This is a genomic window from Pseudomonas sp. LS2P72, assembly GCF_054897865.1.
The window spans coordinates 3,845,583-3,868,406 of the sequence record NZ_CM142708.1; the positions used below are offsets into that span (position 1 = coordinate 3,845,583).

The window sequence follows — 22,824 nt, forward strand, 5'->3', positions numbered from 1 at the left end:
GATTCAAGCTGAAACGTTCTTCGCGGCGGCCTCTTGAGCCTTGGCGATTTCCTGGTTGCGCAAGATAAAGCGCTGCAATTTGCCGCTAGGGGTTTTCGGCAATTCGCTGACAAATTCGATTTCACGGGGGTACGAGTGCGCGGCCAGTCGTTTGCGCACGTGTTGGCGCAGTTCTTCGGCCAGTTCCGGCGCGGCGCGGTATTGCGCGCTGAGCACGACAAAGGCTTTGACCAGTTCGGTGCGCTCCGGATCGGGTTTGCCGACCACGGCTGCTTCGACCACGGCCGGGTGTTCGATCAACGCACTTTCCACGTCGAACGGACCGACGCGATAACCGGAGGTGGTGATCACGTCGTCGCTGCGGCCGACGAAGCTGATGCTGCCGTCCGGGTTCCACTCGACGGTGTCGCCGCTCAGGTAATAGTTGCCGACGAAGGCCTTGGTCGGTGCGCCTTCGTAACCGGCGAACCAGCACATCGGCGACTGGGTGCGATCAATGGCCAGAATGCCCGGCTGACCGACGCCGAGTTCTTTGTACTCGTCATCCAGCACCACGATGCGGTGGCCCGGCGAGGCGAAACCGGCGGCGCCCATGTGGATCGGATGCTCGAGGCCATGGTGATTGCACAGGACCATGCCGAGTTCGGTCTGGCCGTAATGGTCGTGAATGACCACGCCGAGGTTGTCGGCGAACCAGCGAATCACTTCCGGGTTCAGCGGCTCGCCGGCGCTGCTGACGATGCGCAGCTTGCCCTTGATCGAGCGGGCGAACTCGTCGCCACCCGCGATCAACAGGCGATAGGCCGTCGGCGAACCGGTGAGGTTGGTGATCCCGTATTTGTTGATCACCCGGCAAGTGCTTTCGAGGGTGAACGGGCCATCGTAAAAGGTGATCGGATGCCCCATGGCCATCGGCCCGGTGACGCCGAAATAAATGCCGTAGGCCCAACCCGGATCGGCGACGTTCCAGAAGGCATCTTCGGGGCGCAAATCCACGGCGTCACGGGTGTAGCTCTGGAACGCGACGATGGCCTTGAGCGGAACGGACAGCGCTTTCGACGGACCGGTGGTGCCCGAGGTGAACATCAGCAGGAACGGGTCTTCGCCGGTCAGCAGGACCGGTTCGCATTCAGCAGAATAATTGGCCAGTTCGGCCCAGAAACTGTAATCGCCACGGACGATGCCTTGGCCTTTGGGACCGGCGACGGTGACGATGGTCGGGCAGTCGGCGACTTCAGCGAGTTTGGAGCGATTGCCCGCGTCGGTGACCACCACTTTGGCACCCGAGCTGCTGAGGCGGTGTTCGATGGCTTTCGGGCCGAATGCGGTGAACAGCGGCTGGTAGACCGCGCCGATGCGCCAGGTGGCGAAGACGGTGATCAATAGTTCGATGTTACGTGGCAGGAGACCGGCCACCTTGTCGCCTTTTTTCACGCCCTGGGCCAGCAGGAAATTGGCGAACCGCGCCGCTTTGTCCTGCAAGTCGCTGAAAGTGTAGGTCGCGCTGGCGCCATCGCGGCCTTCCCAGAACAGCGCGATGCGCCCCGGCAAGGCATGCCGGTCGCAACACTCGACACAGGCATTGAGGGCAGTCAAATCGCCGGCGAGTGCGGCGTCGACGGTGTGCTGATAATTGAACTGTGATGTAGCAGACAAGTAATCGCGCATTGCCAGAATCCCTTTGTTTTTTTATTAGGCTGGGGGAACCTCGATTAACAGGGAAATACTCGCTCTGCGCGGGGCGCGGGACAATGGTCAAAGCTATCAAGTTGCGTGACTGGTTTGGCCAAGATTCGAGAGATATGGCGCCTGTAAGGGCCCCATCGCGAGCAGGCTCACTCCCACAGGGAAACGCATTCCAAATGTAAGAGCGAGCCTGCTCGCGATAGCGTCAGCCCAGACACCACAGGCTTCAGATCAGTCAGCTTCGTTGAGAATCAGGCTGCGGTAATGCCCGGGATTTGACCCCGACCACTTGCGAAACGCCTTGTAGAACGAGCTGGTATCGGCAAACCCCAGCCGCGTGGCGATCTCGGAGAAGCTGATGGTCGGTTCTGCCAGCCAGACAATCGCCAGCTCCTTGCGCACGCTGTCCTTGAGCCCCTGGTAAGTCTGGCCCTCTTCGGCCAGACGTCGACGCAGGGTGGAAGCCGACATGCACAGCTGCTGTGCCAGGGGGTCGGTTTCCGGCCAGCGTTCGGCGGGCAGTTGCCGCAAATCGTGCTTGATCCGGCTGGCGAGGCTCTCCGGGTCGCGGTACTTGACCAGAATATTGGCCGGCGCATGGGCCAGGAAACGCTTGAGTTCTTCCGGGCTGCGCTTGATCGGCAGATCCAGGCTCTCGGCCGAGAAAATCATTCGCGTACGCGGCCGGTCAAAACGCAAATTCTCGGAAAACATCACCTGATAGTCATCGCAGAAGTCCGGTGTCGGGCAACGCAATTCGATGGCCAGGATCGGAATCCGCCGCCCCGCCAGCCAGCAGGCGACGCCGTGCACGATCATCCAGTAAGTGAAATAGGTAAAGGCGCGGCGCGGGTCCTGGTCGTCTTCGAGCAGGACGATTTCCGCCAGGCTTTGCTGACGAACCAACTGCGCGGGCAGGTGTTCGAGCATCAACGACAAAAAGCTCAAACCCGAGGTCAGGCCGGCAGCCAGACTCGGCTGGACCATGGAGCAGCGACAGAGAAACTCCAGGCTGCCGGATTTGAGTTTGCGCGGGTCCATGCCAAAAAACTCATCGTCCCGACGCCGTGCCAACAAGCGCCACAGCCTTGCGTAAGCGGTGGCCGGTACGCGGGCAGTGGTGGTTTCCAGCAGCGCCGGATCGATGCCGACCTTGTTCAACACCTCATCGGTGGCCGCTCCGGGGGCGCAACTTTGCAACAGTGCTTCGCGCACCAGTTGAATGGAGATGGTGTCTTTTTCCGACATTGACCGAGGCAAGCCTTGTTCTTGTTTGAGTGCCGGCATCTTAGCGCAGAACCCTGTGGGAGCGAGCCTGCTCGCGAAGGGGCCGTACCAGTCAGAATTGATGTCGCCTGACACGCCGCTTTCGTCGGAACGCCGCCCGGAGCCGGCTCGCTCCCACAGGGGGTTGTGTCGATCACAAATCCAGTGCGGCGATCTGACCTGCTCGCGAAGGCATTTTGGAGGGCGACGCACCTACCCCGCCATGCTCACAAAATCCGGTACAACAACCGCTCGATCCGCACACGACTCACGCGCTTGAGAAACTTGGCCACCCCCGCCGGGTATTCCAGCAGCGTTTCCAGTTCCTGATAACGCTCGATCCGGCGGGTGTTCTCGAAAATCTCCGCCAGCTCTTTACGACGCGGCTCCAGCAGCTCGCCTTTCGGATCATCAATCAGCAAGGCGTTTTCCAGGTCGAGTCGGAACGCCCGCGGGTTGAGGTTGTTGCCGGTCAGCAAGGTGTAGCGCTGATCGATCCACATGCCCTTGAGGTGGTAGGTGTTGTCGCCGTCACGCCACAGATGCAGGTTCAGTTGGCCGCTGTCGACGCTGCGATGATGACGCTTGGCGAAACGCCGCAGGCTGATCTCGTAAAGGTACGGTAGCGCCGAAATTACCTTGAACGGTTCGCTCGGCGGGATGTAGAAGTCGTTGGCCGTCTTGTCGCCGACGATGATGTCGATCTTCACGCCACGCGCCAGTGCCCGGTTGATTTCCCGGGTCACGCTCAGCGGCAGGTTGAAGTATGGCGTGCAGATGGTCAGTTGATGTTGAGCGCTGGCGATCAACTCGCAAATCACCCGGCTCAACGGGTTGTTCTTGCCGACACCGAGCAATGGGCTGACCGACAAACCACCCTTTTGCGTGGTGCCAGTCGTGGTGTCGTACGCCGCGTGCTTGAGGCGGCTGCGCAAGTCGCCGATGTCGTTGCGCAGGCTGCGGGTGGTCGGCAGGTTCGGCAAATCAAGACGATGCACCGCTTTGGAAGCGATCAGACCGTGCTGGACCAGGTGCTGCATCGAATCGGCCAGAGCGCTGTTCTGCAGCACGTGATAACGGTCGTAGCGGTATTTGTCGAACTTGTGCAGATAGACGTTGTTCAGGCTCGCGCCGCTGTAGATCACACAGTCATCGATCACGAAGCCTTTCAAATGCAGCACGCCGAACAGCTCTCGGGTCTGCACGGGGACGCCATACACCGGCACTTCACTGGCATGAGTCCGGGTGGTTTCCTGATACCAGGCCGAGTTGCCCGGCTGCTTGCCGGCGCCGATCAAGCCGCGCTGAGCGCGCAGCCAGTCAACGACCACTACCACGTCCAGTTCCGGACGCGCCAGTTTGGCCGCGTGCAAGGCATCAAGAATTTCCTGGCCGGCTTCATCCTGTTGCAGATAGAGCGCGACGATATAAATGCGCCGGGTAGCGCTGGCGATTTTTTCCAGCAGGCAACGGCGAAACTCGGCAGCGCCGGAAATGATGGTGACGGCATCGGCGGTCAGCGGAAAACTGCGCAGTTTGGGCAGCAGAGAGCGTTTGAAGAGCGACGGCATAAGGCTCGCAAAAAGGTCGAATCCGAAGAACCCGAGAGCTTACACCATGGATTGCCTTGGGTCTTGTGAGTGTCTGTAAAGGCCCCTTCGCGAGCAGGCTCGCTCCCACATTGAAATGCATTCCCCTGTGGGAGCGAGCCTGCTCGCGATAGCAATTTTGTAGGCGACAAAAATACCTGCTTGACCAAGGAGAACGATCGTTCTACTGTGGCGCCATGAACGACATAACCAGCAACGACACACGCGACATCATTCTGGACGTCACCGAAAAGTTGATCTACAAAAGTGGCATCGCTGCCACCGGGATGGATCTTCTGGTGAAAACCGCCGGCGTCTCCAGAAAGAGTATTTACCGCTACTTCGCCAACAAGGAGGAGCTCACCGTCGCGGCCCTGCAACGCCGTGATGTGCGCTGGATGCATTGGTACAGAAGCGAAGTCGACCAGGCTGAAACACCGGCCGACCGGCTGCTCAACCTGTTTACCGTACTCAAGGCCTGGTTCGCCTCTGAAGGTTTCCGTGGCTGTGCATTCATCAACACCAGCGGCGAAACCGGCGACCCGCAAGACCCGGTTCGCCTGGTCGCCAAAGACCACAAACAGAAGCTGCTCGACTACGTGCGCGAGCTCTGCACCGAACATGGCGCCACAGACCCGGAGACGCTGGCCAAACAGCTGCTGATCCTGATCGACGGTGCCATTACCGTGGCGCTTGTCATGGGTGATCACAGTGCCGCCGATAATGCGCAATGCATGGCGCGAAAGTTATTGGACCTGTAACACTTAAACCAAGCCCGACAACTTGCTAGAACTTTACTTTGATAGGGAAACTATTAATGTCTGATGCCAAAGTTCGTCCGCCATTGCCGCCATTCACCCGTGAATCGGCCATCGAAAAAGTACGCCTGGCCGAAGACGGCTGGAACTCCCGCGACCCGGAACGCGTGTCGCTGGCCTACACCCTGGACACCCAATGGCGTAACCGCGCCGAGTTTGCCTACAACCGCGAAGAAGCCAAAGGTTTCCTGACGCGCAAATGGGCCAAGGAACTGGATTACCGCCTGATCAAAGAACTTTGGGCCTTTACCGGCAACCGCATCGCCGTGCGTTATGCCTACGAATGGCACGACGACTCGGGCAACTGGTTCCGTTCCTACGGCAACGAAAACTGGGAGTTCGACGAGAACGGTTTGATGGCCAATCGGTTTGCCTGCATCAACGACATGCCGATCAAGGAAAGCGACCGCAAGTTCCATTGGCCGCTGGGCCGTCGGCCGGATGATCATCCAGGCTTGTCTGACCTGGGTCTGTAACTTCACCGAGATCCAATGTGGGAGCGAGCCGGCTCCGGGCGGCGTTCCGACGATAGCGGACTATCAGTCAACATTGATGTTGAATTTGTTGGCGCCATCGTCGGAACGCCGCCCGGAGCCGGCTCGCTCCCACAGGAGTTTGGTGGTGTTCAGGCTACCGCGGCGGCCTGCTTCACCTGCGCTTTTGCTTCCAGCTCACGCACCAACGGCAATACCCGCTTGCCGAAATACTCCACTTCTTCCTGAAAGTGCAGAAACCCCGCCAACACCAGATCCACGCCCACCGCTTTCAGCGCGACGATCCGCTCGGCAATCTGCTGCGGCGTACCGATCAGGTTGGTCTTGAAACCGTCGTTGTACTGCACCAGATCCTCGAAGGTCGACTTGGCCCAATTGCCCTCACCCTCAGGTGACGCCCTGCCCGCCTGCTTCGCCGCATCGCCAAACGCATTCACCGCCTCGGGGTCCGCCTGATCGATGATCTGCGCCAGCACGGCTCGCGCTTCTTCTTCAGTGTCGCGGGCAATGACAAACGCGTTCACGCCGACTTTCACCGAATGATTGTTCGCCGCCGCCTTGGTGCGAATGTCATCGACCTGGGCCTTGATGCCTTCCGGGGTGTTGCCGTTGGTGAAGTACCAGTCCGACACCCGTGCCGCCATGTCTCGAGCCGCGCGGGAACTGCCGCCCTGGAAGATTTCCGGCTGACCGAGCGGTTTGGGTTTGAGGCTGTAGTTGTCGAAGCGGTAGAAGTCGCCGCGAAAGCTGAAGTTGTCCTGGCTCCAGATGCCCTTCAGCGAGCGAATGAATTCTTCGGAGCGGCGATAACGCTCGTCGTGTTCCAGCCAATGTTCACCAATCGCCTGGAACTCACCCTTGAACCAGCCACTGACAATGTTCACCGCCACCCGGCCGTTAGTCAGCTGGTCGATGGTTGCCAATTGCTTGGCCGCCAACGCCGGTTGCCAAGGGCCGGGCAGGATCGCGGCGATCACTTTCAGTTTGGTCGTGGCGGCCAGCAACGCGTGGCTGAAGGCGACGGATTCGTGCTGGTACTCGGCGCCGTAACCGGCGGTGAAGCGGATCTGCGTCAGGGCGTATTCAAACCCTGCCTCCTCGGCCAGTTGCGCCAGTTTGCGGTTGTAGTCGATGCCCCAGTGGGTGCGTTGCTCGATCTTGCTGACCACCAGCCCGCCGCTGACGTTCGGCACCCAGTAGGCAAATTTGACGGCTTGCTGACTCATTGGCATGTCCTCGGGACTTTAGGAAAGTCCTGAGGTAAGAGCAGCAACCGTGCCAGCGCTGAAACGTGGCGTGTGGCACGAGTGTCTTGAGCCGGGCGAGAACCCTGTGGGAGCGAGCCTGCTCGCGAAAGCGGTGTGCCATTCAACATCTTCGTTGGCTGACATACCGCTTTCGCGAGCAGGCTCGCTCCTACAGGGATCCGGGTGTGTCTGAGCAATTTGCTGATGCACTGTTGGCGCTGCAACAGTTGCAGTCGGGGCAAACCCGTGCATGCCCGTAATGACAGGCCTTTGAATTCGGCATGGTCCGTGCAATCCCCAGTGGCATCCACTGCCGAATCAAGGAGCCGTCCCATGACCGAACACCAGGTAATCAATCCGCTGTCCACCGGCGCTGACTATGAAGCGCTGGCCGCAAGGTTCCGGCCGATCTTCCAACGCATCGCCGCCGGTGCCGTTGAGCGCGAACAGTCCCGCAGCCTTCCGTACGAACCGATTCAGTGGCTCAAGGACGCCGGTTTCGGCGCCGTACGGATTCCGGTTGAATACGGCGGTGGCGGCGCCTCTGTCCCACAACTGTTTGAGCTGCTGATCGAATTGGCCGAAGCCGATTCCAACGTACCTCAGGCCTTGCGCGGGCACTTCGCCTTCGCCGAGGATCGCTTGAATTCCCCGCAGGGTCCGGGCCGGGACCTCTGGTTCAAACGCTTCGTCGAGGGTGATATCGCCGGCAATGCCTGGACCGAGATTGGCAGCGTGGCGATCGGCGATGTCATCACCAAAGTCTCGCCTCACGGCGATCAGTGGAGGCTCAACGGTGAGAAGTTCTACAGCACCGGCAGCCTGTTCTCCGACTGGATCGACGTGTACGCGCAACGCAGCGACACCGGCGACGACGTGATTGCTGCGGTCCGCACTCGTCAGCCGGGCATCGTGCAGAGCGACGACTGGGACGGTTTCGGCCAACGCACTACCGGCAGTGGTACTTCACGGTTTATCGATGCCGACGTGGAGGCCGAGAACATCATCGACTTCGCCACCCGTTTCAAATACCAGACCGCGTTTTATCAGTTGGTGCTGCTGGCGACCCTGGCCGGGATCGGCCGTGCGGCATTGCGCGATGTGGCTCATCAGGTGCGTGAACGTAAACGCATCTACAGCCATGGCAATGCGCAGCATGTCAGCCAGGATTCGCAGGTGCAGCAAGTGGTCGGTGAAATCGCGGCCCTGGTGTATGCGGCCGAGGCCAGCGCCTTGAGGGCTGCGCAACCGGCGCAGCGGGCTTATCTGGCGAGATTCTCGGGTGATGACGCCTTGGAACATGAGGCGAATGTCGCGGCGGAAATCGAATCGGCCAAGGCGCAGGTGGTGGTGTCGGAACTGATCCAGCGAGCGACCACGCAACTGTTCAACGCGCTGGGGGCTTCGGATACTCGCGTGGGTAAATCGCTGGACCGGCACTGGCGCAATGCGCGGACCGTGTCGTCGCACAACCCGGTGATCTACAAGGCACGGATTGTCGGGGATTGGGCGATCAACGGGACCGAGCCGCCGTTTGTGTGGCAGATCGGCAATGGGCCGCAGCCAAAGTGATGGGTTGTTTGGGCTGACGCCATCGCGAGCAGGCTCGCTCCCACAGGGGATCTTCGGTGCGACATAGATCAAATGTGGGAGTGAGCCTGCTCGCGATGAGGCCAGAGCGGTCGCCGCAGAAGTTGGATATAGGTAAGATATCGGCCCTTCCCCGCAGCCCTGTCCTGCACCCCGCCGAATAAGCCGATTCCATGCCATTTGAACTCAGTGTTGACCTCACCACCCTGGCCGTTCTGGCCCTCGTTGCTTTCATTGCCGGTTTCATTGACGCCATTGCCGGCGGCGGTGGTTTGTTGACCACCCCGGCGCTGCTGACCGCAGGCCTGCCGCCGCATCTGGTGCTGGGCACTAACAAACTCAGTTCGACGTTCGGCTCGGCCACGGCCAGTTTCACCTTCTACCGACGCAAGCTGTTCCATCCAAGGCAGTGGATGCACGCCATTGTCGGCACGCTGGTGGGCGCGCTGACCGGTGCCGTAGTCGCTCACTACCTGCCCGCGGAATGGCTGAACAAGATGCTCCCGGTGATCGTTTTCGCCTGTGGCCTCTATCTATTGTTTGGCGGCACGCCGAAGGCGCCGCTGGACAGCGACGCACCGATCAAGAAAAAGTGGCAATCGACCCAAGGCTTCAGCCTCGGTTTTTACGACGGCGTGGCCGGCCCCGGCACCGGCGCGTTCTGGACCGTCAGCACGATGCTGATGTACCCCATCGATCTGGTGAAGGCCAGCGGTGTGGCGCGCAGCATGAACTTCGTCAGCAACATTGCGGCACTGTCGGTGTTCGTATTTTCCGGGCAGGTGGACTGGATCATCGGCCTGAGCATGGGCCTGTCGGTGATGGTCGGGGCGTTCTTCGGGGCTCGCACCGCCATCAGCGGCGGTGCGAAGTTCATTCGCCCGGTATTCATCACCGTGGTGCTGGGCTTGACCGTGCGGTTAGCCTGGCAACACTGGTTCAGCGTGGCCTAAGCGCCGCGCCACATAGACGTCGATCAGGTAACGGGCAATCGAGCGCGACGCCGGCAACGGCGGCAGCTCATGAACGTTGAACCACTGGGCGTCTTCGATCTCATCTTCCTGACACACGATCTCGCCACCGGCGTATTCGGCATGGAAACCCAGCATCATCGAATGCGGGAACGGCCAGCACTGGCTGCCCATGTACTGGATATTCTTGACCTCGATCTGCACTTCTTCGCGGACTTCGCGAATCAGGCAGTCTTCGGCCGATTCGCCCGGTTCGGCAAACCCCGCCAACGTGCTGTAGACGCCGGTGACAAAGCGAGGCGAACGGGCCAGCAGGACTTCATCGCCACGGGTCACCAGCACAATCATGCTCGGCGAAATGCGCGGGTAGCTGCGTAAATCACACGGTTCGCAATACATCGCCCGTTCCCGGGTCACCTGGGTCATCGCCTGCCCGCAGTTACCGCAAAAGCGGTGTTCGCGGGCCCAGGTGCCGATTTGCGCGGCATAACCGAGCACCTTGTAAACCGTATGGTCGCCTTCGAGCATGAACGCCCGCAGCCCCTTCCAGTTGCAGCCCGGCACGTCGCTGTGACTGCGCAGTTCCAACAAATAGACCGGTTCGCCGTCCAGGTGACCGATGCCATGTTCAGCAAGGATCGACAGGTCCTGGCGCTTGAGCCATTCGCGCGGGAACAGCGCGCCATTGTCATCGAACAGAAAACCTTCGGGGCTGCGCGCCACGGCCCAGCCGCCGGGTTGATCGGTGTCCAGTACTGCAGTGGTCCAGCGTGAAATCATTTTTAATCAGTCCAGAAATTCGGGTTTCTGTTTGCTCATATGGGCGGCCATGGCCACGCGCAGATCGGTGGATTGCAGCATCGCGGCGTTCCAGGTGGCGACGTATTCGAGGCCGTCGTCGATGCGATGGTCGCGCATGTAGCTGATCATCTCTTTGGTGCCGGTGATCGCAATCGGCGACTTGCTGGCGATCTCGCGGGCTATGCCCATGACACCGTCGAGCAGGCTGGCGGTGTCGCTGTAAACACGATTGACCAGGCCCATGCCACGCGCTTCTTCGGCACCGAAAGTGCGACCAGTGTAAGCCAGTTCACGCAGCATGCCGTCACCGATGATCCGCGGCAAGCGTTGCAAAGTGCCAACGTCGGCCGCCATGCCGATGTCAATTTCCTTGATCGAGAATTGAGCGTCTTCGGCGGCGTAACGCATGTCGCAGGCAGCAATAAGATCGATGGCGCCACCGAGACAATAACCCTGAACCGCCGCCAGTACCGGCTTGCGGCAATTGTCGACAGCATTGAAAGACGCTTGCAGGGCGAGGATCTTGCGGCGCAGCAGGCGCGCATTGCGACCCACGTCCTTGCCCAGTTCATTGGCTACGCCAGCCAGCATCATCAGGTCGATGCCAGAAGAAAAATGCTTGCCCGCTCCACTGAGCACCACCACCCGGACTTCGTCGGTATCGTCGACCCACTGGAAAATCTCGATGATCTCGCTCCAGAACGCGGCATTCATCGAATTGATCTTTTCCGGCCGGTTGATCTGCACATGGGCGATTTTATCGGCCAGTTCGACGGTGAACGCAGTGTACTGAGACATGGCAGTGATCCTTTTACCGGGCAGAAAATGAGGCCCGAACTATAACAAGGCATCAAGGCGGACCGTAAGGCAGCGGTTCGGCCAAAGACGGGACCAACCTGCGCACTGCAACGGTGCACGAGCAACGCCGCGCTTCGCACATTCATGTGACATCTCGAATACTTCTTGACGCAAAAACGTAAAAAAACATGCCCTTCGTCGGTGCGTTTCTTTCTCCAAGCGGAACGTCCGTACCTCTTTAAACCGATTGTCGAACAATTTTGCCATCTGGCCTCTCCCGCTCTAAGTTCTGGCCTAGACTCAGTTTCGCGGGGGGAAACCGGTCGGTCACAAAGCGGAAAAAAAGTCGAAACTTTTGCCGGTCGTGACGGGTCCGCTTAAAAGGAGGTGCGTTGAGACTGGTGCAATCCTTGCAACGATCCGTATAGCCATTCTGCTTCATCGTATTGGCGGCGCTTGCTCACCGATGCGTAGCGCGTTTGCGCCCGGCCACAGGAATTGGCCACGAAACACCGTTTGTGCCAGACCTAAGAATTAGATCAACAACACGGGAGATTCATATGATCAGTGCGGCTTTAGATATTCAGGGAGAACGTGCACATCAGCAGGTCGGCGAAACGAGCGCTGTGAACGCCCCCAGTCACCAATCGATCAGCGTCCCCGGCACCAAGACGCTGGCACCGGTGGCCAGTCAGAATCCCAACAAGAAGAAAGTCCTGTTCGTCACCTCGGAGATTGCCGATCTGGTGAAAACCGGAGGTCTGGGCGACGTTTCCGCAGCGTTGCCGCGAGCCATGGCTCACTTGCACGATGTGCGAGTGTTGATTCCCGGTTACCCGCAAGTGCTGAACAGCGAAAACCCGATTCATATCATTGGTGAACTCGGCGGTCACGCCGCGTTGCCCCCCTGCAAGATCGGGCGCATGGACATGCCCGACGGTCTGGTCATTTACGTGTTGATCTGCCCCGAACTCTACGAGCGCGAAGGTTCGCCTTACGGCGCCAACAACGGCCGCGACTGGCCGGACAACCACATTCGTTTCGCCCGTCTGGGCCTGGCCGCTGCCGATATCGCCGCCAATCTTGCACAAATTCACTGGTGCCCGGACCTGGTGCACGCCCATGACTGGCCTGCCGGTCTGGCGCCTGCTTACATGCACTGGCGTGGACAGCGCACCCCGACGCTGTTCACCATTCATAACCTCGCCTATCAGGGCGTGACCAGTCTTGGGTCGTGCCCGGAACTGGGTATTCCCATGCATGCCTTGCAACAGGAAGGCATGGAGTTCTACGGCAAGATGTCGTTCCTCAAGGCCGGCATGGCTTATTCGAGCCACATCACCACCGTCAGCGCCACCTACGCCCAGGAAATCACCACCCCGGCCTTCGGCTGCGGTCTCGACGGTTTTCTTGCCGCCAAAACCCAGCAAGGTCTGCTCAGTGGTATTCCCAACGGCATCGATGAAAGCTGGGATGCCGCCACCGACCCGCACCTGTTCCGCCCCTTCAAAATTGGCGATTGGGAAGGCAAAGCGGTCAACGCCGCCCACGTGCGCAAGCTGTTTGGCCTGAACGATAGCGAAGGTCCGCTGTTCGCCGTGGTTTCGCGACTGGTCTATCAGAAAGGCCTGGACCTGACCGAAGCCGTCTCCGAGTACATCGTCAAATCTGGCGGGCAGATCGCGATCATCGGACGTGGCGAGCCGGAAGAAGAACAAGCCATGCGCGAGCTGGCCCTGCGCTTTCCAGGCCAGATCGGCGTGCGCATCGGTTTCAACGAGACCGACGCCCGGCGCATGTTCGCCGGCAGTGATTTCCTGCTGATGCCTTCGCGTTACGAGCCTTGCGGCCTGAGCCAGATGTACGCCCAGCGCTTCGGTTCGTTGCCGGTGGCACGCAATACCGGTGGTTTGGCCGACACCATTGAAAACGGCGTGACCGGTTTCCTGTTCGACGAGTCCACGGCCGAAAGTTACGAGGAGGCCCTGAGCCGGGCCTTCAAGGTGTTTGCCTTCCCCGACCTGCTCCATGCCATGCGCTGCCGGGCCATGGCCGCGCCTTTCAACTGGTGCAAGGCGGTCGAACCATACGCCGAACTCTACGAAAAACTGGTGACCAAAGCGCTGGGTAAATCGGGCAAACATTAAGAGGTTTTCATAGATGCCGTTACGGACCCTTGAGACCTGGCCCCACGGCGCAATCATGCTGGACGCAGAACACACGCGTTTTGCCTTGTGGGCGCCAGATGCGTTTTACGTCAGTGTCGAACTGGAAGATGGACAGTCCTTGCCACTCCTGCCCCAGGCAGATGGCTGGTTCGTGATCAACACCCGTTGCCCCGCCGGCACGCGTTACCGCTACAACATCGACGGGGAGCTTGCGGTGCCCGACCCGGCCTCCCGCGCGCAGGCCGGTGATATCGACCGCCACAGCGTGGTGGTCGATCCACTTGCGTATCAATGGCAACACAGCGCCTGGCTCGGGCGGCCGTGGAATGAGGCGGTGATCTACGAACTGCACGTCGGTGCGCTCGGCGGCTTCAGCGAAGTCGAGCAGCATTTGGCGCGCTTCGTGGAGCTGGGCATCAGCGCGATCGAATTGATGCCGCTGGCGCAGTTTCCCGGTGATCGCAATTGGGGTTACGACGGGGTTCTGCCCTATGCGCCCCAAGCCTCCTACGGCACTCCCGAACAACTCAAACACCTGATCGACACCGCCCACGGTTATGGCCTGGCGGTGATTCTCGACGTGGTCTACAACCACTTCGGCCCGGACGGCAATTACCTGCATCGCTACGCCAAGGGTTTCTTCCGCGAAGACAAGCACACCCCGTGGGGTGCGGCCATCGACTTCCGGCGGCGCGAGGTGCGGGACTTCTTCATCGACAATGCGTTGATGTGGTTGCTGGAGTACCGCTTCGATGGCTTGCGCCTGGACGCGGTACACGCCATCGAAGACCCGGACTTTCTCCAGGAACTGGCGCAAAAGGTCCGCCAGCAAACCGATCCGGCGCGACATGTCTGGCTGACGTTGGAAAACGAACACAACCAGGCCAGCCTGCTCGAAGAAGGCTTCGACGCGCAGTGGAACGACGACGGCCACAATGCCTTGCACGTGCTGCTGACCGGCGAAACTGACGCCTATTACGCCGACTACGCGCAAAACCCCACCGAACAACTGGCCCGCTGCCTGAGCCAGGGCTTTGTGTTTCAGGGCCACGTGACCCGTCACGGTACAACCCGTGGCGAGCCCAGCGGTCATTTGCCGCCCAGTGCTTTCGTGCTGTTTCTGCAAAACCACGACCAGATCGGCAACCGCGCCTTGGGTGAACGGCTGCATCAACTGGCCAACCCCGATGCGCTCAAGGCAGCCACGGCATTACTGCTGTTGTCACCGATGATCCCGCTGATGTTCATGGGCGACGAGTTCGCCGCCGAGCAACCGTTCCTGTTCTTCACCAGCCATCACGGTGAACTCGCGGAACTGGTTCGCGAGGGACGACGTAACGAGTTTGCAGCGTTCAGCGCGTTTGCTGATCCGCACAAACGCGAGCAGATTCCCGACCCCAACGCGCGCCAGACCTTCGAGGCTTCACGCCCCGAGCTCACATCAACCCGAAAATCCGCCATGCACGACCTGTATCACCAACTGCTGCAGATCCGCCACCAGCAGATCATTCCTCGCCTGCCCGGCGCGCAAGCACTGGGCGCCGAGGTGCTGGGCACAGGCGCGGTAACGGCGCGCTGGCGACTGGGCGATGGCAGTCTGCTGTGCATTGACCTGAACCTCAGCGACACGCCGGTGGTCCACTCCCCACAGGCCGACGCTTCGTTGTTGTTCGAATACCCGCCACAGTCAGCCGGCCTGTTGGATCAGGGCACGCTTGCCCCGTATTGCGCGCTAGTCAGCCTCACGGCCGCAGCCCCTTTGCTACCCCCGGATGGAGAGCGCCAATGAGCGATGCGCAACTGGAAATACTGGCCAGCCGAGCTGGCCTGGCAGTCGACTGGATCGACGCCAACGGCCGCCCACAGAAAGTCGCGCCATCAGTGCTACGCAACGTCCTCACCGGACTCGGCCACCCGGCCGGCAGCGCTCAGGAAATCGACGCCAGCCTGCAGGAACTGCTGCAGGTGCAACAAACCCGACACCTGCCGCCGCTGCTGACCGCAGACTTCGGTGTCGGGCTGAGCCTGGCGCATTACTTTGAGCCCGAAACACCGTGCGAGATCCACCTTGAAGATGGCTCGCGACTTCATTTAAAACTGGATGCCGAGGCGATACTGCCCGGCCTGGTCCCGGTCGGTTATCAGCACGTCAGCATCGACGGACAGGAATTTACGCTGGCCGTGGCACCGACACGCTGCTACAGCGTCGGAGATGCCGTCGACAGTGCGATCCCGCGCGCCTGGGGCCTGAGCGTGCAACTGTACTCGCTGCGTCGTCCGGGCGATGGCGGTTTCGGCGATACCCAGGCGCTGGAAGACCTGGCCCGAGTGGCCGGCGAACGCGGCGCCGAAGCGCTGGCAATCAGTCCGCTGCATGCGATGTTCGGCAGCGACACCCAACGTTACAGCCCGTATTCGCCGTCCAGCCGCTTGTTTCTCAACAGCCTGTACGCCGCACCGGGTGCCATCCTCGGTGAGCGAGCGATGCGCACCGCGATTGATGCCACCGGCCTGGCCGCGGAACTCAAGCACCTTGAAGCCTTGCCGTTGATTGATTGGCCGGTGGCGGCCGAAGCCAAACATCGTCTGTTGCAGGCGTTGTACGAAGGCTTTGTGCAGGGCGAACACCCGTTGCATGCCGACTTCGGCAGCTTCCGCCACGCCGCTGGCGAAGCCCTGGAAAACCACTGCCGCTTTGAAGCCATTCAAGAATCACGCGCCGCCAAGGGTGAAAGCCTCGACTGGCGGCAGTGGCCCGAGCAATGGCAAAACTCGCGCAGCGCGGCCCTGGCCGAATTCGCCGAAGAGAACGCCGGGCGCATCGGCTTCTTTGCCTTCTGCCAATGGCTGATCACGCGGTGCCTGGAACGCGCACAAACCGCGGCCCGCAGCGCAGGCATGAGCATTGGCCTGATCGCCGATCTGGCGGTGGGTGCCGATGGCGGTGGCAGTCAGGCCTGGAGTCGTCAGGACGAATTGCTCGCCTCGCTGACCGTGGGTGCGCCACCAGACATTCTCAATCGCACCGGCCAGGGCTGGGGAATTTCCGCGTTCTCGCCCGAGGGTCTGGTGCGCAATGGCTTTCGTGCCTTCATCGAAATGCTCCGCGCCAATTTTGCCCACGCCGGTGGCCTGCGCATCGATCACGTCATGGGCCTGCAACGGCTGTGGGTGATCCCCAATGGCGCGTCGCCTGCCGACGGCGCCTACCTCTATTACCCGGTAGATGACCTGCTGCGTTTGCTGACCCTCGAGTCCCATCGGCATCAGGCCATCGTCCTCGGTGAAGACCTCGGCACCGTGGCTGACGGTCTGCGAGAAAAGCTCATCGCCCGCTCGATCCTCGGCATGCGCGTGCTGCTGTTCGAACAGGACAACGCGCACTTCAAGCCGATTCTCGACTGGCCGGACAACGCCCTCGCGACCACCAGCACCCATGACCTGCCGACGCTCAATGGCTGGTGGCATGGCCGCGATATCGACTGGAACGCCCGACTCGGCCTGGTCAACGCCCCGGGTGAAATCGAATGGCGTCACCACCGCGAACGCGAGCGTGAAGGCTTGCGCCGGGTGTTGAGCGAAGACCCACAAAACTTTCGCGAAGAGTCCCATGAAACCGATCAGGTGCTCGACGCCGCGATACGTTTCCTCGGTCATACCCGTGCGCCACTGGTGTTGCTGCCGCTGGAAGATGCCTTGGGCATTGAACAGCAGGCCAACTTGCCCGGCACCACCGACACGCACCCCAACTGGTCCCGACGCCTGCGCGGCGACAGTGAAGCGTTACTCGATGACGCGGACGCCGCCCGACGCCTGGAACTGCTCGCCTGTGCGCGGCTTCAGGCGGCCGAGCGTGACCAATGAAGCAAACGCTTATCCAACCGCTACGCGCCACCCTGCGGCTGCAGTTCCATAAAGACTTCACGCTGGACGATGCGGTGCCGCTGGTGCCGTACTTCGCCCGCCTCGGCATCAGCCATGTCTATGCGTCACCGCTACTGAGTGCCCGCGCCGGTTCCATGCATGGCTACGACGTCGTGGACCCGACCACGGTCAACCCGGAGCTGGGCGGCGAAGCGGCACTGCGGCGTTTGGTCAGCGCATTGCGCGAGCTGAACATGGGGCTGATACTCGACATCGTCTCCAACCACATGGCCGTCGGCGGTGGCGATAATCCCTGGTGGCAGGACTTGCTGGAATGGGGACGCCTGAGCCCTTACGGTGAGTTCTTCGATATCCAGTGGCATTCACCCGACCCGTTGATGGAAGGCCAGTTGCTGCTGCCCTTCCTCGGCAGCGACTACGGCATCGCCTTGCAGGACGGCACCCTGCCCCTGCGCTTCGATGCGCAAAAGGGTGCATTTTATGTCGAGCACTATGAGCATCACTTCCCGATCTGCCCGACGAGTTACGGCGAACTGCTCAGGACCGATGACCCGCTGAGTGCCGAATCGCTCAAGTCGCTGGCAGACCGTTTCAGCACTTTGAGCTACCAGACCGACGCCCACAGCCTGGCGATACCGCTGAAAACAGAGCTGCGTGATCTGGCCGGCGATCCGGTGATTCTGCAAGCGATCCAGCACAACCTCAGCGCTTACGACTCGCTCACGCCCGAAGGTTTCCAGCGCCTGCACCTGTTGCTTGAACAGCAAAGCTATCGCCTGGCGAGTTGGCGCACGGCGGCAGATGACATCAACTGGCGGCGTTTTTTCGATATCAACGAACTGGGCGGCCTGCGGGTCGAACGCCCGGCCGTGTTCGAAGCCACCCACGCGAAAATCTTCGAGCTGGTGGCCGAAGGCCTGGTTGACGGTCTGCGCATCGACCACATCGACGGTCTCGCCGACCCCCGGGGTTACTGCCGCAAATTGCGGCGGCGGGTCGACAGCCTGTCGCCGGATCGGCACCTGCCGATCTACGTCGAGAAGATCCTCGGCGAAGGTGAAACCCTGCACCGTGACTGGTCGGTGGATGGCACCACCGGTTACGAGTTCATGAATCAGTTGTCGCTGCTGCAACACGCGCCCGAAGGCGCCGGCCCCTTGAGCGAACTGTGGAATCGCTACAGCGAACGGCCTGCGGATTTCCGTCAGGAAGCGCAACTGGCCCGCCAGCAGATCCTCAACGGCTCCCTCGCCGGCGACTTTGAAAGCGTCGCCCAGGCCCTGTTGCAAGTGGCCCGGGATGACCTGATGACCCGCGACCTGACCCTCGGTGCGATTCGTCGGGCGTTGCAGGAACTGATTGTGCATTTCCCGGTGTACCGCACCTACATCAGCCCGCGTGGACGTTCGGCTGAAGACGATGTGTTTTTCCAGCAAGCCATGGACGGTGCCAGGCAAACCCTCGGCGAGGCCGACTGGCCGGTGCTCGATTGCCTGGCCCGCTGGCTGGGCGGTGAATCCTGGCGCAAACGCTCGTTGGGCCGGGCGCGCAAGATGCTCAAGCATGCCTGCGTGCGGTTTCAGCAACTGACATCGCCGGCGGCGGCGAAGGCCGTGGAAGACACCGCGTTCTATCGTTCGGCGACGTTGCTGTCGCGCAATGACGTGGGCTTCAGTACCGAACAGTTCAGCGCGCCGGTGGCCGATTTCCATGCGGTTTGCATCAACCGTCTCGAAGCCTTCCCCGATAATTTGCTGGCCACTGCGACCCACGACCACAAACGCGGCGAAGACACCCGCGCGCGCTTGGCGGTGCTGAGCGAGCGCAGTGCCTGGTACGCCGAGGAAGTCCCGTTCTGGCGAACCCTCGCCCGCCCCCTGCGCGACGACGACCAGGTGCCCACTGCGGGCGATGAGTTGATTCTCTATCAAGCAATCCTCGGCAGCTGGCCGCTCGATTTGCGCAGTGACGATCAGGCAGCCCTGGAGAACTACACTCAACGTGTGTGGCAGTGGCAACAGAAAGCCTTGCGCGAAGCCAAGTTGCAAAGCAGCTGGAGCGCGCCGAACGAGGCTTACGAACAAGCGGTTCAGCGATTCCTGCAACGTCTGCTGCTGGGTCCCGAAGGTGAAGTGCTACGCGCGGCCCTCGGCAAAGCAGCCCAGAGCATCGCCGTCCCCGGCGCCCTCAATGGTTTGGCGCAAACCTTGCTGCGCATGACTGTGCCGGGGGTACCGGACCTCTATCAGGGTAACGAGTACTGGGACTTCTCGCTGGTCGATCCTGACAACCGCCGGCCAGTGGATTACGCCAGCCGTGAGCAGTCGATGCAGGCGCCATTGGCACTGCCCGAGCTGTTGGCTGACTGGCGCGACGGACGCATTAAACAAGCGCTGATCACCCATGTTCTGAACCTGCGGCTCGAGCACACCGAGCTGTTTCGACGAGGGACGTATCAAGCCCTTGAAGTCGTCGGCAGCCAGGCTCACCGGGTGCTCGCATTTGCTCGCTCGCTGGAAGGGAAACGCGCCATCGTGATCGTGCCGATACGCTGCGCCGAGCTGCTGAAAAACAGTGCCGATCCCCGGATTGACGCGCCGCTGTGGGGCGATACACGGGTCAAATTACCGTTCACCGTCCCTGATGAAAATTTGAAGGGACTTTTTTCAAGCACAACAGTCACACCCCAAAGGGAACTGAACATCAGCGACGCGCTGGGGGATTTCCCGGTCAATCTTTTTATCCAAAATACCCACACTTGAGTTCAGTTCAGGAGCACTGCGATGAGCACTAACGATAAACGCATCCGCGAGTTCGCCTATCAGATCTGGGAATCGGAAGGAAAACCCGAGGGCCAGGACGCTCGCCACTGGGAGATGGCCCGCAAACTGGCTGAAGCCGAAGCGCTGGCACCGAGCAAATCGCCCAAAGGTGCTGGCAGCAAAACCACCGGCACCAAGGCCCCTGTCAGCAAAGCCAATGGCAAGGCGCCGCAGGAAAAAACCAAAGCCAAGCCCGCCGCTGCCTCCAAGGTCATCCCGCCGGGCGAAAAAGCCAACGAGAAAAAGCCTCGAGCAGCGCGTAAACCGCCCGCTGTCTGACGCCTCTACCTGTGTCCTGATTGACCTCGTGGCGAGCCTTCTCGCCACGGAGGGTTCGCTCGCCCTCAAAAAAAACCAGAGCCAAGAATGTCCCCCCCTTTGCAGGAGCACCTATGACCAGTCCGAAGAAAGCCGCGCCAGAACCTCAAGCCGAGGCCTCGCGAATCCGTGAAGGCTTGCCCTTCCCGCTGGGCGCGACCTGGGATGGCCTGGGGGTCAACTTCGCCTTGTTTTCCGCCAATGCCACCAAGGTCGAACTGTGCATCTTCGATGATGCCGGCGAAGTCGAACTGGAACGCATCGAACTGCCGGAATACACCGACGAGATCTATCACGGCTACCTGCCCGACGCGCATCCGGGGATGATCTACGGCTACCGTGTCTATGGCCCGTACGACCCGGCGAACGGTCATCGCTTCAACCCCAACAAGTTGCTGATCGACCCCTACGCCAAACAACTGGTCGGCCAGTTGAAATGGTCCGAAGCACTGTTCGGCTACACCATCGGCCACCCCGACGCCGACCTCAGTTTCGATGAACGTGACAGCGCACCGTTCGTGCCCAAGTGCAAGGTGATCGACCCGGCCCACACCTGGGGTCACGATCATCGGGTGAGCGTGCCGTGGGACAAGACCATCATTTATGAGACGCACGTGCGCGGTATCAGCATGCGTCACCCCTCCGTCCCCGAGAATGTGCGCGGCACCTTCGCCGGGTTGATGGTCGATGACGTGCTGGAACACATCCGCAAGCTCGGCGTGTCGACCGTGGAATTGCTGCCGATTCACGCCTTCGTCAACGACCAGCATCTGTTGCACAAAGGCATGACCAATTACTGGGGCTACAACAGCATCGCGTTTTTCGCCCCCGACCCGCGTTACCTGGCCAGCGGCAAGATTGCCGAGTTCAAGGAGATGGTTGCGCACCTGCACGAAGCCAATCTTGAAGTCATCCTCGACGTGGTCTACAACCACACCGCCGAGGGCAACGAACAAGGCCCGACCCTGTCCATGCGCGGCATCGACAACGCCTCCTACTATCGCTTGATGCCCGAGGACAAGCGTTTCTACATCAATGATTCCGGCACCGGCAACACCCTGGACCTGAGTCACCCGTGCGTGCTGCAAATGGTCACGGACTCCCTGCGTTACTGGGCCTCGGAAATGCACGTGGACGGTTTCCGCTTCGACCTGGCGACCATTCTCGGGCGCTACCACGATGGCTTCGACGAACGTCACAGCTTCCTTGTCGCTTGCCGTCAGGACCCGGTGCTGCGCCAGGTGAAGATGATTGCCGAAGCCTGGGATTGCGGCCCCGGCGGCTATCAGGTCGGTAACTTTCCGCCGGGTTGGGTCGAGTGGAATGACAAATTCCGCGACACCGTGCGTGCGTTCTGGAAAGGCGACGACGGCCAACTGGCGGACTTCGCCAGTCGCATGACCGCCTCCGGCGAGATGTTCAATCAGCGTGGCCGGCGGCCTTACGCCTCGGTGAATTTCGTCACCGCCCACGACGGTTTCACCCTGAACGACCTGGTGTCGTACAACGACAAACACAACGAAGCCAACGACGAGAACAATCAGGACGGCAGCAACAACAACCTGTCCTGGAACCACGGCGTCGAAGGCCCGACCGACGATCCCGAGATCAATGCGCTGCGTCAGCGCCAAATGCGCAATTTCTTTGCCACGCTGCTGCTGTCCCAAGGCACGCCGATGCTGGTGGCCGGCGACGAATTCGCCCGCACCCAGGAAGGCAACAACAACGCCTACTGCCAGGACAGCGAGATCGGTTGGGTCAATTGGGACCTGAGCGAAGACGGCAAGGCCCTGCTCAAGTTCGTCAAACGGCTGATCAAGTTGCGCCTGGCCTACCCGATCCTGCGTCGCGGCCGCTTTCTGGTGGGCAATTACAATGAGGACATCGGCGTCAAGGACGTCACCTGGCTCGCGCCGGATGGCAGCGAAATGTCCATCGAACAATGGGAGGAAGGCCATGGCCGCTGCCTCGGCATGCTGATGGATGGCCGCGCCCAGGAAACCGGTATCCGCCGTAAAGGTGCCGATGCCACCCTGCTGCTGGTGGTCAACGCACATCACGACATCGTCAATTTCCTGCTTCCGGAAGTGCCTGACGGCAGTTTCTGGACCTGCATGATCGACACCAATCAACCGTCGATCCGGGGTCAGGAACGCTTCGAGTTCGATCACGAGTATTCGGTCACTGGCCGTTCACTGCTGCTGTTCGAATTGCAGCGTGAGGAAGAAGACTGAATTGAATCTTCAGGGTTTCCAGCCCAAAAACGTAACAGATGGAACATCGGGGCGACGAATAGCGTGACATGAGCAATACTCTGCTCGCGGCAATCCAGGGTTTGGAGCGCCGCACATTGCTATCAACGTGAACAAGG

At 60.6% G+C, this 22,824-nt stretch carries 16 protein-coding genes; 10 read left to right on the forward strand and 6 right to left on the reverse strand.

All coding sequences use genetic code 11. The features are described 5' to 3' along the window. Positions 1-3: 3 nt before the first annotated feature. The 3 genes from ACYZUA_RS17555 to pssA form a co-directional block, all read right to left on the reverse strand. Positions 4-1,668: an AMP-binding protein gene (locus tag ACYZUA_RS17555; protein ID WP_461959878.1), complete on the reverse strand. Its 1,665-nt coding sequence runs from the start codon at positions 1,666-1,668 to the stop codon at positions 4-6. 249 nt (positions 1,669-1,917) lie between these two features. Then, a complete protein-coding gene (locus ACYZUA_RS17560; protein WP_461959879.1) occupies positions 1,918-2,934 on the reverse strand; it encodes an AraC family transcriptional regulator in 1,017 nt (338 codons plus the stop codon). A gap of 245 nt (positions 2,935-3,179) precedes the next feature. Continuing rightward, positions 3,180-4,523 carry a CDP-diacylglycerol--serine O-phosphatidyltransferase gene (gene pssA, locus ACYZUA_RS17565; RefSeq protein ID WP_461959880.1) on the reverse strand — a complete coding sequence of 448 codons (1,344 nt, stop codon included), beginning with the start codon at positions 4,521-4,523 and terminating at the stop codon, positions 3,180-3,182. Between the two features lie 215 nt (positions 4,524-4,738). Between pssA and ACYZUA_RS17570 the strand changes: the two genes are divergently transcribed. After that, positions 4,739-5,302, forward strand: coding sequence for a TetR/AcrR family transcriptional regulator (locus tag ACYZUA_RS17570; RefSeq protein WP_461959881.1), 564 nt, complete (start codon positions 4,739-4,741; stop codon positions 5,300-5,302). Positions 5,303-5,358: 56 nt separating this feature from the next. Beyond that, the gene (locus ACYZUA_RS17575; RefSeq protein ID WP_461959882.1) at positions 5,359-5,835 is read left to right on the forward strand and encodes a nuclear transport factor 2 family protein; all 477 of its coding nucleotides are present in this window, start codon (positions 5,359-5,361) and stop codon (positions 5,833-5,835) included. A gap of 149 nt (positions 5,836-5,984) precedes the next feature. On the opposite strand, the gene sfnG is transcribed toward ACYZUA_RS17575, so the two are convergent. Next, a complete protein-coding gene (sfnG, locus tag ACYZUA_RS17580) occupies positions 5,985-7,079 on the reverse strand; it encodes a dimethylsulfone monooxygenase SfnG (protein ID WP_461959883.1) in 1,095 nt (364 codons plus the stop codon). A 354-nt stretch (positions 7,080-7,433) separates the two neighbouring features. Here sfnG and ACYZUA_RS17585 point away from each other — a divergent pair, with 354 nt between their 5' ends. Next, positions 7,434-8,672: an acyl-CoA dehydrogenase family protein gene (locus ACYZUA_RS17585; protein WP_461959884.1), complete on the forward strand. Its 1,239-nt coding sequence runs from the start codon at positions 7,434-7,436 to the stop codon at positions 8,670-8,672. Between the two features lie 191 nt (positions 8,673-8,863). Then, complete coding sequence (locus tag ACYZUA_RS17590) at positions 8,864-9,643, forward strand: TSUP family transporter (RefSeq protein ID WP_461959885.1); 780 nt, start codon at positions 8,864-8,866, stop codon at positions 9,641-9,643. On the opposite strand, the gene nudC is transcribed toward ACYZUA_RS17590, so the two are convergent. Beyond that, entirely contained in the window at positions 9,611-10,441 is an 831-nt protein-coding gene (gene nudC, locus ACYZUA_RS17595) for an NAD(+) diphosphatase (protein ID WP_461959886.1), read from the reverse strand. The two genes, ACYZUA_RS17590 and nudC, sit on opposite strands and share 33 nt — an antisense overlap. Before the next feature lie 6 nt (positions 10,442-10,447). Further along, a complete protein-coding gene (locus ACYZUA_RS17600; RefSeq protein WP_461959887.1) occupies positions 10,448-11,260 on the reverse strand; it encodes a crotonase/enoyl-CoA hydratase family protein in 813 nt (270 codons plus the stop codon). A gap of 560 nt (positions 11,261-11,820) precedes the next feature. Here ACYZUA_RS17600 and glgA point away from each other — a divergent pair. The 6 genes from glgA to glgX all read left to right on the forward strand — a co-directional run bounded on the left by glgA (position 11,821) and on the right by glgX (position 22,687). Beyond that, positions 11,821-13,407, forward strand: coding sequence for a glycogen synthase GlgA (gene glgA / locus ACYZUA_RS17605; RefSeq protein ID WP_461959888.1), 1,587 nt, complete (start codon positions 11,821-11,823; stop codon positions 13,405-13,407). A 13-nt stretch (positions 13,408-13,420) separates the two neighbouring features. After that, entirely contained in the window at positions 13,421-15,217 is a 1,797-nt protein-coding gene (treZ, locus tag ACYZUA_RS17610; RefSeq protein WP_461959889.1) for a malto-oligosyltrehalose trehalohydrolase, read from the forward strand. Beyond that, entirely contained in the window at positions 15,214-17,292 is a 2,079-nt protein-coding gene (malQ, locus tag ACYZUA_RS17615; protein WP_461959890.1) for a 4-alpha-glucanotransferase, read from the forward strand. The genes treZ and malQ overlap by 4 nt, the downstream gene beginning before the upstream one ends. After that, entirely contained in the window at positions 17,289-20,075 is a 2,787-nt protein-coding gene (locus ACYZUA_RS17620; RefSeq protein WP_461959891.1) for a malto-oligosyltrehalose synthase, read from the forward strand. The genes malQ and ACYZUA_RS17620 overlap by 4 nt, the downstream gene beginning before the upstream one ends. A 21-nt stretch (positions 20,076-20,096) precedes the next feature. After that, positions 20,097-20,414, forward strand: a complete 318-nt coding sequence (locus ACYZUA_RS17625; RefSeq protein ID WP_461959892.1) for a DUF2934 domain-containing protein — start codon at positions 20,097-20,099, stop codon at positions 20,412-20,414. A gap of 113 nt (positions 20,415-20,527) precedes the next feature. After that, positions 20,528-22,687, forward strand: coding sequence for a glycogen debranching protein GlgX (gene glgX, locus ACYZUA_RS17630; protein ID WP_461959893.1), 2,160 nt, complete (start codon positions 20,528-20,530; stop codon positions 22,685-22,687). The last annotated feature ends 137 nt before the right edge of the window (positions 22,688-22,824 follow it).